Raw genomic sequence first — 16,582 nt, 5'->3', positions numbered from 1 at the left:
TTTCTACGGTGAAATATGGGGCGGGGGGAATAAAGGGGTGTATCCTCTGCTCTCATCCGCGGGTGAAAGCGGTTGAGAGCAGAGGACCGGTAGAAAAATCTCGCTAGAAAATGTCCAACGAGGAATCAGCATTTACTATTTGCCGTTGGCTAGTTGCCGTTGAGTAGAGCTGCGGCGCGCTCCTGGGCCTGGCGCTCGATATCGCGTACTTCAAGGATGAGCGGCTCATGCTCATTGAGCCAGGTCGCAGCCTTTTCGTAGTAGATATTCTGTGCCTTAGTCAGGATTCCAGTGGACTTTTGGCAGTTGTAGTCGGCGTGAGCTAGGGACTGCTCTTCCGCATTGGCGGCTACATTGGCTGCCTTGTACTTACCCCAGGTTTTCTCTGCGTAGCTGGGAGCATCTCCGAAGTGCTGGATATCGGCGTATCCGCTTTCTTTCATGCATGCACCGTAGGTGGTGTCATTACGGTAGTATTTCCCCATTTCTTCTACCGCGTTGTTTTTGGATCCGCCCGTGATGAGTTCGTTAACGAAGTTGGTGTATTTGAGGTAGTTTTCTGCTGAGCCGAAGACAGCTTCTGCCGCACGTCCGATGCATGAATCTGTTGCCATGCCGACCTGGGCGCCGCTGCTCATGGTGATGGTGATAGTTTTACTGTCTGGGGCTTGAGGGTCGCCTAGGAACGCCTTCTGATATGCCGGGTTTTCCATCGCGGGTGCATTGCTGGAGCTAGCGTTGCCCTGCCGGGTGGACCAGTATCCCTGGGTGGCCGCTTCTTCGTTGGCGAAGTGGGCGCCACTCATCGCAAGTTCATGAACGGAGGCGCCGTAAATAATATTCTGGTTACCGGAGTAGGTGAAGGACTTCTCGCTCATGCACTTTTTGACCTCGTTGACGAGGGCCACGTTAATATCCGGGGAGGGATTCTCGTAGCTTGCCAGGACATTACGAATGTCTTGCTTAACTTCAACGGTGGTGGAGCAACTCGATACGCCCAGGCAACAGGCAATACCGATAAGGGCGAGGGGTGCGAAGGGCTTCTTTGCCATGGACTTCACCTTTCTCAAGCATCATTGATGGGCGAGAATCGGCAGTGATACGGGCGTATCGTGGATGCTATCTACAGACCTGCTATATGGTGTGAACCTGCGTTTCGTGGAGTAGAAGCGTAGTGAGCCGATTACTAACATGATAGAGTGCTACCCCCCCGAACAATAGATACACAAGATGTATTTATGACGTATAGCACCTATAAGAATGCATGTAAAAGAGCTTATGGATTAAAGGGCGGTGCCCCGGAAGAATGACCTTCCGGGGCACTGCCCTTTAGCTATCTCAAAGACTTATTCGGTCCGAAATATTGAGTTTAGAACTTCGTGCCGGTCAGACGCTCATACGCCTCAACGTAACGGGCACGAGTCTTCTCCACAACCTCCTCAGGCAGGTGCGGCACGTTATCCGAACCGTCCCAACCCGCTTCCGGGGAACGCAGCCAGTCACGCACATACTGCTTATCGAAGCTCGGCTGTGCACGACCCGGCTCGTACTGGGTCGCATCCCAGAAACGCGAAGAGTCCGGGGTCAGCACCTCATCACCCAGGGTGATTTCGCCGCGGTACGAATCGGTACCGAACTCCATCTTGGTATCCGCCAGAATAATGCCCTGCTCGCGAGCAATCTTCTCGGCAGTGGTGTACAGGCTCAGGCTCAGCTCCTCCAGGCGCTCACCCACCGGCTGACCCACCTCAGCGTACAGCTCCTCACGGGTCACCAGCTCATCATGCTCACCCACCTCAGCCTTACCGGTCGGAGTGAAAATCGGGGTGTCCAGGCGGGAACCATCCACCAGACCCGCAGGCAACTTTACACCAGCAATCTCACCGGTCTCGTTATACGCCGCCAAGCCCGAACCAGTCAGGTAACCGCGCACAATGCACTCCACCGGGAACATGTTCAGCGAACGGCAAATCATCGCGCGACCAGCCACAACATCCGGAACATCAGTGGACAGCACGTGGTTCGGAACCTGCTTGAGCTGCTCAAACCACCACAGGGACATCTGAGTCAGAATCTTGCCCTTATCCGGGATCTCGGTGGGCAGAATACGGTCAAAAGCGCTAATACGGTCCGAGGCGACAACCATGACCGAACCGGCACGCAGCTCAGCGTCATCATTGACGGTCAAGCCGGTAGCGTCAAAACGTTCCTCATTCGGAACATACAGGTCGCGGACCTTGCCGGAATAAATGTGAGTCCAGCCCGGGATTTCCACGGGGTTAGAACGAGAAGTCATGAGAATTTCTCCTGATGAGGTGGTGTGATGTGGATGCAAAAAGTCTGTGTAATTACAATACCGCGACAGGCGCGGCTCCCGATAGTGCCATCAGTCATCAATACGGCACAATCTTGAGAGCCCAACCTACCCCGGTCGCCGCCGACAGCACCCCGAGCTGAGGAAATGAACCCGGGAAAAGCTGAGGCGGCACAAAGCTAAGAAGCGAGTGGCAAAGAAGCGACCGGCTCCCCCACCCTCAAGCGGGGAAGCCGGTCACCTTAGGTTTTAGCCGCGCGGGGCGGGAATCTGGATGCGATTCTCCACAGCCTTCAGCGCGATATCGGTGCGGTACTGCGCGCCAGCCCAAGAGATAGCGCGAACACCCTCGTAGGCGGCGGCGCGGGCAGCGCCCAGGTTCTCACCGAGCGCCACAACAGCCAGCACACGACCGCCAGCGGTGTGAATCTCTTCGCCGGAAACCACGGTACCCGCGTGAATCACGTGCACGCCCTCCAGAGCGTTCGCCTCATCCAGACCGGAGATGACGTCACCCTTGCGGGGAGTATCCGGGTAGTTCTCGGCTGCCATGACCACGTCCACTGCGGTGCGGGGATCCCAATCCAGCTCGGCGCCCTCAGAAATTTCACCGCGAGCAGCCGCACGCAGCAGCTGACCCAGCGGGGTGCGCAGACGCGCCAGAACAGCCTGGGTTTCAGGGTCGCCAAAGCGGGCGTTGAACTCGATAACGCGCACGCCGCGGCTGGTCACAGCCAGGCCGCAGAAGAGCACGCCCACGAACGGGGTGCCGCGCTCAGCCATACGTGCAACGGTCGGGCGTGCCACCTTCTCCACGACCTCCTGCACGAAGCCTTCGGGCAGCCAGGGAAGCGGGGTGTAGGCGCCCATACCGCCGGTGTTCGGGCCCTCGTCGTTGTCGAAGATGCGCTTGAAATCCTGAGCCGGGGACAGCGGCAGAACGTTCTTACCGTCAGAGATGACGAAGAGGGACACCTCGGGGCCGTCCAGGAACTCCTCGATGACCACGGTACCGCCAGCGTTGAAGCATGCCTGAGCGTGCTCCAGTGCCGCGGCGCGGTCCTCGGTCACCACAACGCCCTTACCCGCAGCCAGGCCGTCGTCCTTCACCACGTAGGGTGCACCGAACTCGTCCAGCGCAGCCTGCGCCTCAGCGGCGTTCTTTGCCACGTAGGCGCGGGCGGTCGGCACGGAAGCCTCTTCCATGACCTGCTTAGCGAAAGCCTTGGAACCTTCCAGCTGTGCGGCAGCTGCGGAGGGGCCGAAAACGTCAAAACCCGCCTCACGCAGTGCATCGGAGACACCGGCGACCAGCGGCGCCTCCGGACCGATAACAACCAGGTCGGCGTTCAGTTCGCGTGCCAGGGCGGTTGCCTGGGCGGGATCATTTGCGTCAATTGCGTGGACGGGAACATCCTGGGCAATGCCGGCGTTGCCGGGGGCGCTGTGCACCTCAGTTACCTCAGGGTCGCGCAGAAGCGCTCGGATAATTGCATGTTCGCGGCCGCCGGGGCCCAGTACCAAAACCTTCATGCTATTCAGGGTACCCGCTATCACGCTAAAAATGTGAGCTGGGAACACTAAAAATGCGGCTCTTCTCATCTAGCGGCACGCTCAAAAGAATGCCTATCAGAGAAGAACCGCATCGGGTGAGTATTCACCACAACATAGGTGGCTTTGATTCGGGTTAAACCAATGCTGTCACAGCCGCAAGACCACCAAAAACAATGCCGGGGGCATTAGCGATGACAATTGGTATGTCCTTCTTGGGGCGCCACAGGCCGTACAGCAACCATAGAGTGCAGTTTATAGCGGCTACCAGGGGCTGAATCCAGTCGCCCTTGTGACCGTTCAGGTTACCGATAATCTGCGGGAAGTAGAAGACATACATGAGCACGGCAGTAATCGAAGCGACTCGCGCAAGAATGGGGAAAAACTTGGCGTGAAATTCAGATTCAGCGCTCATGCCGCTTTTTTCTGCGGTGTTCTTAGGGGTGGTGGAAGAAGAGTTGTTCTGCTCTGCCATAAAATTACCTATTTCTGATGATCTAGTGTGCGTATTATCTGGTGCTGTCGTTCTCGCAAACAGTGGAGACGTAGATGATGGGAGGATCTGTTCTAGGTGGCTCCAGGATAGGTGGCGCTAGGATACATGGCGCTAGGAAGGGGCCGCTCCCATTTTGAGAGGTATGCGCAGACCTCACGGGTATACTCCACGAATATTCTATTCCTCCCCATGCTAAAGACGTAACCCCTACCACCAATTAATATGAGAGGTATCACATATACAGCTCACTGTCGGTCAAAAAATATCACATAAACATCCAAAAATAAGGATGAATCCGCCCCACCCTTACAAGCAACGTTCTGCACGGAAATATTTGCGGGGATACCATTCTGAGCCGCCCTATACGCGTAAAACCGCGTACATAAGGCAGAACAATACACCCCTTAAACTAGAAGAATGACCAACAGCACCACCCCACAGGCAACCACTCACACCACCGACCACAGCAGCACCTTCGACGTAGAACTCGCGCAGCTCACCCGCAACAACTTCATTGAGGCACGCCACCGCGGCCGCCTCATCCTGCTGGGCCCCGACGGCGAAGTACAGCTTGCCCTCGGCGACATTCACGAGCCCTTCTACCTGCGCTCCGCCGCTAAGCCGTTGCAAGCCATCGGATCTATGAAGGCGGGCGCACCCCTGCGCGGCTCCCAGGTCGCCATCGCCTGCGGCTCGCATCGAGGCACCTTCGAGCAGATGCGCGCCGTGCAGGACGTACTCACCCAGGGCAGCACCGAAGCCAACCCGCTCACCCCGGCAAACCTGGCGCTCAAGCCCACGCTCCCTGCCGATAAGCAGGCACGCCAGGCAATGACTCAGGCGAACCTCGCCGCTACTGCCCTGGCGCACCCCTGCTCCGGCAAGCACGCCGCATTCCTGTGGGCGTGCACCGCCAAGCTTGAGCGCGGCGACCTCGAAGAGGGCTCGCAGAACTGGACTCTGCACAACTACCTCGACCCCGCCCACCCGCTGCAGCAGGTCATCACCGAAGAAATTGAGGCGTTCACCGGCGAGCCGGTAGCCGCCATCGGCGTTGACGGTTGCGGCGCACCCGTGCACGCCGTCTCCCTGGCCGGTGCCGCACGCGCCTACTCGACCCTCGGCTCGGCAATCCGCAACCTCGGGGCGGATGCGCGCGCCTCCACGGTCGCGACCGCCATGGTGGATTACCCCGAACTGATTCAGGCGCCCGGCTCCCCCGACACCGTGCTCAGCGAAGAACTGGACGCAATCGTCAAGGGCGGCGCGGAGGGTGTGCTCTGCATTGGTCTGCGTTCGGGCGCGTCCGTGGTGGTGAAGATGAGCGACGGTTCGCACCGCGCCATGTACGTCGTGGCTCTGCGTGCTCTTGTTGCTGGCGGCTACCTGAGCGCCGAGGAATGCGAGCGCCTACTCGCGCTGGTGGTTCGCCCGGTGACCGGCGGTTACGTGGACGGCAAGCCTGTTGTGGTGGGTGAGCTGCGCGTACATGAGGAGCTCTTCACTCGCGAGAATCTGACTCTCGGTACCCAGGAAGGGAACTAGTTGTGGCGATTCGACGTAAGACTAGCGAAGAAGCGGGCATGGCGGCGGTACGCGAAGTGCGTGCCTTCTTTGAGGCGCAGCGTGCGGCAGCCGGTGAACTTGCAGATTCGCATGCCCGAGGCGAGTACCTGCTGAACAGCTACTTGCTGAATAGCCCGGAGGTGGAGCAGGCGTTTGCCGCGCTCCCCCGTTCGGTGCGTGCGACCTTCGTTCGCTTCACCCTTGAAGAGCTGGCAACCCTCGCCCCCGGCAATAGTGTGGAGGTGCGCGTACCCCCGCTGGGCGTGACCCAGTGCGTGGCGGGTCCTCGCCATACGCGCGGTACCCCGCCGTCCGTGGTGGAGGCGCCTCCGCTCGTGTGGGCGGCGCTGGTTCTGGGTGCCTGTTCGTGGGCGCAGGCGGTGAGTGCCGGTGCGCTGGATGCGTCGGGTGAGCGTAGTGATTTATCGGCGCTTCTTCCGCTCTTCTAGAATTTGCTACGAGCCCGCAGGTCCACGCAGTTTTCGTAATTTGGCGTGTTTGTTGCCTGTTCTAGTGGTCCATACTGAGGTATTTAGCGTATCCTTCACCACGTCTACATTGAAACCCGGTACACTTTTAAAGGTCTGGTGTATGCTACCGCACACACAGGCAGGTGCGAGTACAGAAACACACGTCCGTCTTGCGCCTGCGCAGACGCATCCGCAGTCCCAACGTCGAAAAGAAGTGAATTGATTCGCCCCGACGGAAAACTCACTCACGACCTCGATCCGATTGACCACGGCCCCAAGGACGCCTGCGGCGTCTTCGGCGTCTGGGCACCCGGCGAGGACGTGGCAAAGCTAACCTACTACGGCCTGTACGCACTCCAGCACCGCGGCCAGGAATCAGCAGGTATCGCAACCAGTAACGGCAAACGTATCCACGTGTACAAGGACATGGGACTCGTCTCCCAGGTCTTTGACGAAGCCACTCTCAGCTCCATGCCCGGCGACCACGCTATCGGCCACGCCCGATACTCCACCACCGGCGCATCCCACTGGGCTAACGCACAGCCGACTCTCGGTACCACCCCGCACGGCACGCTCTGTCTGGCGCACAACGGTAACCTCACCAATTCCGCTGACCTTTACGACCGTATCCTCGAAAAGAACGGCGGCAAGCCCCCCAAGCACGGTGAGCTTGCTCAGGGTAACACCACCGACACCGCACTCGTTACGGCTCTACTGGCAGAGCATGACTTCGATTCCCTTGAAGAAGCAGCGCTCGACCTGTTGCCGACCCTGCGCGGTGCTTTCTGCCTCACCTTCATGGATGAGAACACTCTCTACGCCGCACGCGACCCGCAGGGTGTACGCCCCCTCGTACTCGGTCGCCTGGAGCGCGGCTGGGTTGTCGCATCCGAAACCGCGGCACTTGATATTGTCGGCGCATCCTACGTGCGTGAAGTGGAGCCCGGCGAATTCCTCACCATTGACGAGAACGGTCTGCGTTCCCAGCGTTTCGCAGAAGCTAAGCCCGCCGGTTGCGTCTTCGAGTACGTCTACCTCGCACGCCCGGACACCACCATCTCCGGCCGTAGCGTCTACGAATCCCGCGTAGAAATGGGCCGTCAGCTCGCCCGCGAACACGCTGTTGAAGCTGACCTGGTCATGCCCACCCCCGAATCCGGTGTTCCGGCTGCTATTGGTTACGCCGAAGAGTCCGGCATCCCCTACGGTAACGGCCTGGTCAAGAACGCCTACGTGGGCCGAACCTTCATTCAGCCCTCGCAGACTATCCGCCAGCTCGGTATCCGCCTGAAGCTGAACCCGCTGAAGTCCGTGGTTGCCGGTAAGCGCCTCGTCGTCATTGACGACTCCATTGTTCGCGGTAACACTCAGCGTGCCCTCGTGCGTATGCTCCGCGAAGCTGGCGCGAAGGAAGTGCACGTGCGCATCTCCTCCCCGCCCGTGAAGTGGCCCTGCTTCTACGGTATTGACTTCGCCTCCCGCGCGGAGCTGATCGCTAACGGCCTGTCCGTGGACGAAATCGCTTCCTCCCTGGGTGCCGATTCTCTCGGCTTCATCTCCCAGGAAGGCATGATGGCAGCCACCGAGCAGCCCGCCGAAAACATGTGCACCGCATGCTTCACCGGCAAATACCCGATTGAGCTGCCCAGCGAGGAACGACGCGGCAAGTCCCTCTTCGACGCTGGAGAAAAGGGCAAGGGCGGACCTCTCGCCGGTAAGGCGGCTGAGGTGACCGTGGAGCGCCCCGTTCCCTCCAAGCCCGAGCACGCCGAGGCAGTCTCTATTGAAACCCGCGAAGGCACCGAAACTCTCGAAACGAAGTTCGACCCCTCCGCAGTACAGATTGCCGAAGACGATGCCGGTATCGGCATGTGCAACCCCGGCCCCGACGCCGACCTCGAGGCACTGCTCACCGAGCAGGACCGCATCCCCGCAAACTCCTCCGCTACCGCTACCCCGAAGGAATCCTAATGAGCGAGAACACCACCACCGTAACCTACGCGAGCGCAGGTGTTGACGTAGAGGCTGGCGATCGCGCCGTTGAGCTGATGAAGGGCGCTATCAAGGCGACCCACAACTCCTCCGTCGTTGGTGGCGTGGGCGGCTTCGCGGGCCTGTACGATGTCTCCGAGCTCGTCAAGTACCGCAAGCCCTACCTGGCTACCTCCACCGACGGTGTGGGCACCAAGGTCGCTATTGCGCAGGCACTCGATATTCACGACACCATCGGCTACGACCTGGTCGGCATGGTCGTGGACGACATCGTGGTCTGCGGCGCTAAGCCGCTGTTCATGACCGACTACATTGCCACCGGCAAGGTCGTTCCCGAGCGTATCGCTGACATTGTGCGCGGTATCGCTGGCGCATGTGCACAGGCTGGCACCGCCCTGGTTGGCGGCGAAACCGCTGAGCACCCCGGCCTGCTCGCAGAAGACGAGTACGACGTTGCGGGCGCGGCAACCGGTCTGGTTGAGGCTGACGAGCTGCTCGGCCCGGACCGCGTGCGTAAGGGTGACGTACTGATTGCTATGGCATCCTCCGGTATTCACTCCAACGGCTACTCCCTGGTCCGTAAGGTCCTGAACGTTGCCGGTTGGGGTCTGGAGCGCCAGGTGGACGAGCTGGGCCGCACCATCGGTGAAGAGCTGCTCGAACCCACCCGCGTGTACGCTGCAGACTGCCTGGACCTGGCGGCAGCATTCCCCGTCAACGGCGAAGACGGCACCACCGGCAGCGGTGTACGCGGCTTCTCGCACGTGACCGGCGGCGGCCTGGCTGCTAACCTGGCTCGCGTTCTGCCCCAGGGCCTGGAGGGTCGTGTGGACCGCTCCACCTGGCAGATTCCCGCCATCTTCTCCCTGATCGGTTCGCTGGGCAACGTGCCCCTTGCCGACCTGGAGCGCACCCTGAACCTGGGCGTGGGCATGATTGCTATCGTTGACCCCTCCGTGGCTGAGGCTGCTACCAAGCGTCTGAACGACCGCGGTATCCCCTCCTGGATTATGGGTGACGTTGTTGCCGCCGGTGAGCCCGAGGCTAACAACCCCGATTACGTGCAGGGCGCTAAGGGCGTGGACGGCGGCGCGGTTCGCCTGCTGGGCTCCTACGCTTCCTAAGGACGCTTTCTCCAGTAGGTAGCGAGCGCCAGCTTGCTGGTGCTGATGATTCTATAGACCGGGGCGGTCACCCATGCGGTGGCCGCCCCGGTCTGTGTGTGTCTACCGGCGGTGCGCGTTGTCCCGTGTGTTTGATGCCAGCTTTTTATTTATTTTCACGCGTATTTTGGGCTATTTTTATTTTTTGCTATCAATTGCATTTTTAATGCATTCTAGTGCTTACACCATAGTGTTAAAACATTTATTTTTCTCCCCTATCAGCAAGAGGTACCGCATATCCTGCCTCGCATATTCCAACCCTCAAGCTTTACTTATATAAACTCTCATTCATTGGGTGCTATTCAGCCTCCAGAGGTTGATTTTCTGTACATTAACCCGTGAAAAGCACCTCAAAAATCCCTCAAGTTCACCTTGAAGTGATACCTTAGAAATGTACGTTGCACACCGTCCAAAAAGAGTTCTTCCGGTACGCAAAAAGGGTCAAAGAAACGCTATTCCCTCACCCCATTCATTACTTCAGCGCGCCCAAAAAGGCCTCTTTTACTGCCCCGTAAAAACCCTATACGCACCTCGCGCACCTACAGACGGAAACACCAGTACACATCACACAGTCCGCATACCACCTACATCAGGAGAACCAGATGAGGCTTCCATACTTCGGCGCGCAGCGCACCGAAACACCTCCTCGCCGCTACCCCGATAACTGCCGCACCGATAACCGCCGCCGCAAGCACCCCGCACGCGCAGCACTGAGCCTGCTCGCCGCCAGCGCCATCCTCTTCGGAGGCGACCTGCCCGCCGTCCTCGCGCAGGCACCCAGCGACGAAGCCATCCTGGCAGCAGCTCAGGCGGCACCCCAGATCGAAGGTCCCGTCAGCCCCCTCACCCTCGCGCGCAACGGCGCGGCACGCCCCAACACCCCCACCGCGGCGGCACCCGGAACGCTCCCCCAGCAGGTGTTCGACCGATTCATCGTCACCTACACCAACGAAGCCAAGCAGCGTAAAATGCAGCGCGACGGCGACTGGGACGCAGTCCGCGGCATTGTTGACGACATCATGGACACCGTCGAGGTCGTCAGCGAAGCGCTGAACGTCGATACCAAGTTCCTGCACAACACCTCCACCGATGACGCCGTCATCCAGACCTCCAAAACCCTCAACAAAAACGAGGCGAAGGAGTTCATGGCGAAGGTCGCCTCCGACCCGGACGTAGCCTCCGTCGAGCCCGACTACATCAACTACCCCGCCGCAGAGGGCGACATCACCTTCCAGTTCAACGACCCGCAGTACAGCAAGCAGTGGAACCTCACCAACCCCACCACCGGCGTTCAGAACACCGGTAACGCACGCCTGCGCCGCGGCGCATACGTGAAGGTCGCCGTACTCGACACCGGCTATGTGCCGCACCCCGACCTGGTCACCGGCATGGCGAACGGCTACGATTTCGTCAGCGACCCGCTCAGCGCCCGCGACGGCGACGGCCGCGACCCCAACCCCAGGGATGAAGGCGACTACGCGCCCTACAACCTCTGCAAGGACCAGGCGAACGCCCACACCTCCACCTGGCACGGCACCAGCGTTGCCGGCATTATCGGTGCCCGAGGCAATAACCGCATGGGCATCGTCGGCGTTGCCGACCTCGCCCGCGTGCAGCCCGTGCGCGTACTGGGCCGATGCGGTGGCCGCACCTCAGACATTGCCGACGCCATCATCTGGGCTGCCGGCGGACACGTTGACGGAGTACCGGACAACGCCTACCCCGCCAAGATCATCAATATGTCCATCGGCACCGTAACCCAATGCCCCGCCGCGTACCAGCGCGCCATCAACATTGCACGCTCCAAGGGCGCAATCGTGGTCGCCGCGGCAGGTAACGGCAACACGGAGGCGTCCAAGTACGCGCCCGCCAACTGCATGGGCGTCATCACGGTTGGTGCAACCACCAAGGCTGGCACGCGAGCATCATTCTCGAACTACGGCACGAGGGTTAACATCTCGGCACCGGGTGAAAACATCCTCACCCTGTCCATGAACAGCCTCGACCGCCCTGATAACACTAAGTTCAGCTACGACTATGAGAGCGGCACCTCCATGTCGGCACCGCACGTCTCCGCTCTGCTGGCGCAGCAGCTGGTCAACGGCACCTCCATGACCACTAAGCAGGTCGAGGAGGCGTTCACCCTCGCGGGGGGAAACCGCATCAAGTGCGATAAGTATTTCTGCAGCCGAGGTATTATCAACAGCTTCAACCTGGCTAAAAAGGCTGGAAACCTGGACGCGAACGGTAGGGTGACCTACCTGCGACCGCGCAAGACCATCAAGGTGATCTCTAAGGGATTGAGCGCAGGCGCATCTAACACCAAGATTGCCGATAGAGCCGCCGACGACGAGGCAGCCGAAGCAACCACAGAAGCTCTCACGGCAGGAACCAACGGCGAGAGCCTCACCGGTGACTACGACCGGCTTCCCGGCGCACCCGCCATGGAAATCCCCGAAGATGCCCAGGTCTACGACCTGAACGGTGACGCCGAGCCCATCACCCAGGACGAACCGCTGGTCACCAACCCCGCGCAGAAGCCCCGCGAGGTCAATGAGCAATAAGCTATCCGCTACCGACACCCCATCAGGCCCAGTCGACAGCGCATAGTAAAAGCCCCCGATGAGAGAACTCATCGGGGGCTTTTCGTATCTAAAACGAGTTTCGACTAGCGGCGGTTACCGGTCGCAAAGCCCAGGTAGCCAGTGTTCGGGTATGCACTGCTCGGGTAACCGCTGCTCGGGTAGGTGTTCGCAGAAGCACCGTACCAGGAGCGGTAACGCGGGGTGTGGCCGTGACGCGGACGCGACGGGTACGAGGGGCGAGTCACCGGGCGGGACGGGCGGGTCCTGGCCTTCGGAGCCGGGGTCACCTTCGGTGCAGGGGTTACCTTCGGTGCAGGGGCCTGCTGACGCTTAGCGTCCTCTTCAGCCTTCTTGCGTGCCGCCTCTTCAGCCGCCTTCTTACGTGCGGCCTCCTCCTCAGCCTTCTTGCGTGCCGCCTCAGCTGCGGCAGCCTCCGCAGCCTCACGGTCGGAGCGGACCTGCTGAACCGCGCGGGCCGCATTCACAATGCCGGAACCGCACGCGGACTGGTCGCACTCAACGCCCTGAGAGGTGGACTGCAGGGCCTTCTTCGCCTGAGCGTACGTCAGCTTCGGGTCGACCGACTTCATGAGCGCCACAATACCGGCAACATGCGGTGCCGCCATGGAAGTGCCCTGGTACTCGGCGTAGTCAGCCTTACCGGGAGCGGTCTTACCAGCGTTCAGGGTGGAGAGGATACCGCCACCCCAGTAGCGGCGGTCGCCACCGGGCGCGCTCACGTCCACGCGGGAGCCGTAGTTGGAGAAGTAGGAGCGCTTGCCGTTCTTATCGGTTGCGCCCACGTTAATGACGTCCTCGCAGTTGCCGGGGCTGGACTTCGAGGCATCAAAGTTGTTGTTACCCGCTGCGACGACCACGATGGAGCCGCGCTTATTCGCCTGAGCAATCGCCTGGCGGTACGGGGTGGTGCAAGTGCCCTCGCTACCGATGGACATGTTAATGACCTGGGCGGGGTTCTGGTTTGCGGGGACACCGCGCACACTACCACCGGCAGCCCAAATAATGCCGTCGGTGATGTCCGAGTCGAAGCCGCCGCAGGCGCCCAGAACGCGCACGGGCACGATCTTCGCCTCGGGTGCCACACCGGCAATGCCCTCGTTATTGTTCGCGATAGCGGCAATAGTGCCCGCCACGTGGGTGCCGTGCCAGTCGGAGGCGGTCGCCTTCGAACCGGTGAAGCACTGGTTGTCTACGGTCCAGTTGCCGGCATCGGTCGGGTCGGAGTCGCGGCCGTTACCGTCGTTGGAGAACGCCGACTCGGCAATGAAGTCGTAGCCGGGCAGCACGTTAACGTCCAAGTCCGGGTGGGCGGTAATGCCGGAGTCCAGCACCGCCACGGTTACGCCCTTACCGCGGGTGGTGCCCCACGCCTCCAGCGCAGAGACGCCCTTCTCACCGGTGAGGGACCACATGCGGTTCATCTTCGGGTCGTTGATCTTGACGGTCTCCGAGGTGTTGTCCACGGTGGCGTAGCGGCGCATATCGGGCGACACGGAGGCGACCTTGGAGTTCGCGCTCAGGGCGTTCATGTACTGCTGCGCCTGCGCGGGGGTGAGCTCCGCGGAGGTGGTGACCACGCTGGCATCCAGCGCGGTGGAGCGGACGTAGCTGGTCTTAATGTTCAGCAGCTCGTCAATGCTCTGCACCTCGGAGCTGATGCCCGCGTAGAGTGCGTCGCTCCAGGTTGCCTGCTGGGTACCGGCGGCTGCGGACCAATCAATCTGGTCTGCGGTGGCGTCAGCGGAGGCGGCGTTCTTCGCCTCATCGGTGTAAGTGATGATGAAGCGGTTGTATGCCACGGGCGCGGACTGGGTGGTGTTAGAAGCCTGTGCCGCCGCAGAAGCCTGGGTTGCGTGGGTGGCCTGCGCGGTGGGTGCCGCCACGGCGGGGATCACGCTTGCCGAGAGCAGGCAGGTTGCGGTGACGAAGCTCAGCAGGGAACGCTGTGAGGAGCGTGCCTGCGAGGGGCGAGCAATGCGAAGCATGGACGTCCTTGAGGTGAGTGGTACCGGGTGCGCACGATGCGGCGTAGCGTTGCCGTCTCGCGTTGAGGGCGTGTGCTCGGTACGAGTGAATACGGAAGAGTGAGGTGTTGGTGCATTGTGTGTGCTGTGAAGTGGTTCCACAATGTGCGTGCACGGGTACGCACCGTGAGATACTCTAGCACCCTTTTTCAGTTACTTTATGAATAAAATAACCTTTGTGATGCAGGTCATTTTATGCATAGATGAGTAAAACTTAAATCACTACTTTAAGTCGCGAGAATATTCCGACTAGGCATTTCTTTATCTGCATTTACATGAAAGAAAAATCTCATTATTTACGCCACACTATCGAGTTTTAGCCCCGCCAAACATAGGAAAAGGTGCTAGGATAGCGATATCTCACCACATAAACCACTTCCGAAGAGCTCCCGCACGGGAGTTTAGAGAAAAATACACATCAATGCAGTGATGTGCATTTTCTTTTTCTATTCGCTCCTCACAAGCAAATATGCAAAAGAATGCAAATATTTTCTCGAAGGTGCATTTATGTGAGTGGATGACCAACCCACTTGCCGCTTCCGGCACTCACATACGCAAAGGACCCCGATGTCTTTTACCACTCACCCCTCAGCGCGCGGTGTCGCACGCACCGCTCTGAGCCTGGGTACCGCCGCAGCACTCGTCACGACCCTGGGCGCCCCCGCATCCTTCGCGGCACCCGCACAGGCCAACAGCGCCGAGCGCGCCAAGGCGCACACCACCATTTCCTCCCTCAGCTCCGCACAGCAGAAGGCAGGCTTCAACCGCTTCGTCATCACCTACACCGACAGCGCGCTGAACGCCGGCGGCATCAACTGGGCAAGCCCCGCAGGCACCCAGGTCGCCACCTGGAACGACGGCCTCTACCAGGGCCTCACCTCCGAGGTGAAGAGCGTCGATGACCTCTTCAAAATCAAGACCAACTACGTACGCACCACCGCCCAGAAGGCAACCGTGGTGACTCTCTCCTCCAAGCTCACCGCAGAGCAGGCAGAGAAGTACATGGCAGCGCTGAGCTCTAACCCCTCCGTTGCGTCGGTTGAGCCCGACCTGCTGCGCCGCTCCAACGCACGCACCCGTACCGCCGCAAACTCCAAGGTCGCTCAGGTAGCCCAGGCTGCCCAGGCGTCGAACCAGGTTGTGGCGCCGAACGACACCCTCTACCCGCAGCAGTGGAACCTGCACGGCACCAAGGGTCTGGCTACCCCCGAAGCGTGGAAGACCACCCAGGGTGCCGGCGTGACCGTTGCCGTGATTGACTCCGGCATCGTCAAGCACCCCGACCTGGACGCTAACGTCCTGCCCGGCTACGACTTCATCACCGAGCCCTCCATTGCTCGTGACGGCAACGGCCGCGACTCCGACCCGACCGACCAGGGCAACTGGGAAGAAGCGGGCGTCTGCGGTGCTGATGCAGAGGCAAGCGAGTCGAACTGGCACGGCACCCACGTTGCCGGCTCCATCGCGGCGATTATGAACAATAAGCGCGGTATCGTCGGCGTGGCACCCTCCACCAAGATCCTGCCCGTGCGTGCCCTGGGCATGTGCGGCGGCTACGACTCCGACATTGCGGATGCAATGGTTTGGGCAGCCGGCGGCACCGTTGAAGGCGTTCCTGCGAACTCCAACCCCGCCAAGATCATTAACCTCTCCCTCGGCGGCGAAGGCACCTGCCCCGCAACCTACTCCAAGGCTATTGCTGAAGTGAACAAGCGCGGCGCGATTCTCGTTGTCGCTGCTGGTAACGATGGTCAGGACACTTCCAAGGTCGCTCCGGCTAACTGCGGCGGTTCGATCGTGGTGGGTGCTACCGACCAGAACGGTAAGCGTAGCGACTTCTCCAACTACGGCAAGATTGTTGATGTGAGCGCTCCCGGCAGCAACATCATGTCCACCGTGGATCTGGGTACCACCGTGTCCACCGGCGCAGGCTACACCGAGTACGACGGCACCTCCATGGCAGCACCCCAGGTTGCTGGCGTGATTGCTCTGATGAAGTCCGTGGATCCCTCGCTGAACGCTGAGCGTGCAAAGCAGATTCTGAAGCAGAGCTCCAAGCCGCTCACCTGCGATGTGAACGGTTGCGGTTCCGGCATTGTGAACGCCGCGAGCGCACTGGCTATGGTGCAGGGCAAGAAGGACCCGAACCCGCAGGCAAAGCCCTGGCCGAAGCGTGCACCCAAGCACCCGACCCGTGCGGCTCGTGTTGGTTACGTGACTAACCCGGCTGTTAACCACAACCCGCCGTTCCTGATTACTGCTCACGGCCTGATTCCCGGTCAGTAATCGGCATGTTGCCAGCTCGGAAGCCGGTGAGCCAATAGGCTTCTGAAGGATGCCACATACAAAAAGCCCCCGTTGAGTTTTTGAACTGCGCCCCGAAACTTGGACGCATTAAAT

Annotated in this window: 11 protein-coding genes; 6 read left to right on the top strand and 5 right to left on the bottom strand. The window is 60.3% G+C overall.

The genetic code is table 11. From position 1 onward, the window contains the following. Nucleotides 1–149: 149 nt before the first annotated feature. The 4 genes from HMPREF2919_RS01785 to HMPREF2919_RS01770 form a co-directional block, all read right to left on the bottom strand. On the bottom strand, nucleotides 150–1,052 hold the full coding sequence (locus HMPREF2919_RS01785; protein ID WP_070665968.1) for an adenylate cyclase: 903 nt from the start codon (nucleotides 1,050–1,052) through the stop codon (nucleotides 150–152). Between the two features lie 317 nt (nucleotides 1,053–1,369). Further along, complete coding sequence (locus tag HMPREF2919_RS01780) at nucleotides 1,370–2,296, bottom strand: phosphoribosylaminoimidazolesuccinocarboxamide synthase (RefSeq protein ID WP_049351957.1); 927 nt, start codon at nucleotides 2,294–2,296, stop codon at nucleotides 1,370–1,372. Between the two features lie 267 nt (nucleotides 2,297–2,563). Further along, on the bottom strand, nucleotides 2,564–3,847 hold the full coding sequence (gene purD / locus HMPREF2919_RS01775) for a phosphoribosylamine--glycine ligase (RefSeq protein ID WP_049351960.1): 1,284 nt from the start codon (nucleotides 3,845–3,847) through the stop codon (nucleotides 2,564–2,566). A gap of 154 nt (nucleotides 3,848–4,001) precedes the next feature. After that, nucleotides 4,002–4,340, bottom strand: coding sequence for a PQ-loop repeat-containing protein (locus tag HMPREF2919_RS01770; protein WP_049351963.1), 339 nt, complete (start codon nucleotides 4,338–4,340; stop codon nucleotides 4,002–4,004). Between the two features lie 438 nt (nucleotides 4,341–4,778). Between HMPREF2919_RS01770 and HMPREF2919_RS01765 the strand changes: the two genes are divergently transcribed. From HMPREF2919_RS01765 to HMPREF2919_RS01745, 5 genes are all read left to right on the top strand, one after another. Beyond that, nucleotides 4,779–5,906, top strand: coding sequence for an asparaginase (locus tag HMPREF2919_RS01765; RefSeq protein ID WP_070665965.1), 1,128 nt, complete (start codon nucleotides 4,779–4,781; stop codon nucleotides 5,904–5,906). A gap of 2 nt (nucleotides 5,907–5,908) precedes the next feature. Next, nucleotides 5,909–6,376, top strand: coding sequence for a sterol carrier family protein (locus tag HMPREF2919_RS01760; RefSeq protein WP_141753024.1), 468 nt, complete (start codon nucleotides 5,909–5,911; stop codon nucleotides 6,374–6,376). Between the two features lie 240 nt (nucleotides 6,377–6,616). Next, nucleotides 6,617–8,368 (top strand): amidophosphoribosyltransferase, encoded by a 1,752-nt coding sequence (gene purF / locus HMPREF2919_RS01755; protein WP_070665962.1) that lies wholly within the window; start codon nucleotides 6,617–6,619, stop codon nucleotides 8,366–8,368. Beyond that, nucleotides 8,368–9,513 (top strand): phosphoribosylformylglycinamidine cyclo-ligase, encoded by a 1,146-nt coding sequence (gene purM / locus HMPREF2919_RS01750; RefSeq protein ID WP_070665959.1) that lies wholly within the window; start codon nucleotides 8,368–8,370, stop codon nucleotides 9,511–9,513. The genes purF and purM overlap by 1 nt, the downstream gene beginning before the upstream one ends. Nucleotides 9,514–10,154: 641 nt before the next feature. After that, entirely contained in the window at nucleotides 10,155–12,116 is a 1,962-nt protein-coding gene (locus tag HMPREF2919_RS01745; RefSeq protein WP_070665955.1) for a S8 family peptidase, read from the top strand. Nucleotides 12,117–12,220: 104 nt separating this feature from the next. Here HMPREF2919_RS01745 and HMPREF2919_RS01740 read toward each other — a convergent pair whose 3' ends face one another. Beyond that, nucleotides 12,221–14,143, bottom strand: coding sequence for a S8 family peptidase (locus tag HMPREF2919_RS01740; RefSeq protein ID WP_070665952.1), 1,923 nt, complete (start codon nucleotides 14,141–14,143; stop codon nucleotides 12,221–12,223). 606 nt (nucleotides 14,144–14,749) lie between these two features. Between HMPREF2919_RS01740 and HMPREF2919_RS01735 the strand changes: the two genes are divergently transcribed. Next, nucleotides 14,750–16,468 (top strand): S8 family peptidase, encoded by a 1,719-nt coding sequence (locus HMPREF2919_RS01735; protein WP_070665949.1) that lies wholly within the window; start codon nucleotides 14,750–14,752, stop codon nucleotides 16,466–16,468. Nucleotides 16,469–16,582: the final 114 nt, after the last annotated feature.

This window comes from Rothia sp. HMSC068E02 (assembly GCF_001813565.1).
GTDB lineage: Bacteria > Actinomycetota > Actinomycetes > Actinomycetales > Micrococcaceae > Rothia.
Note: the sequence above shows the minus strand (reverse complement) of the source record. Positions and strands in the feature narration are given on the sequence as shown.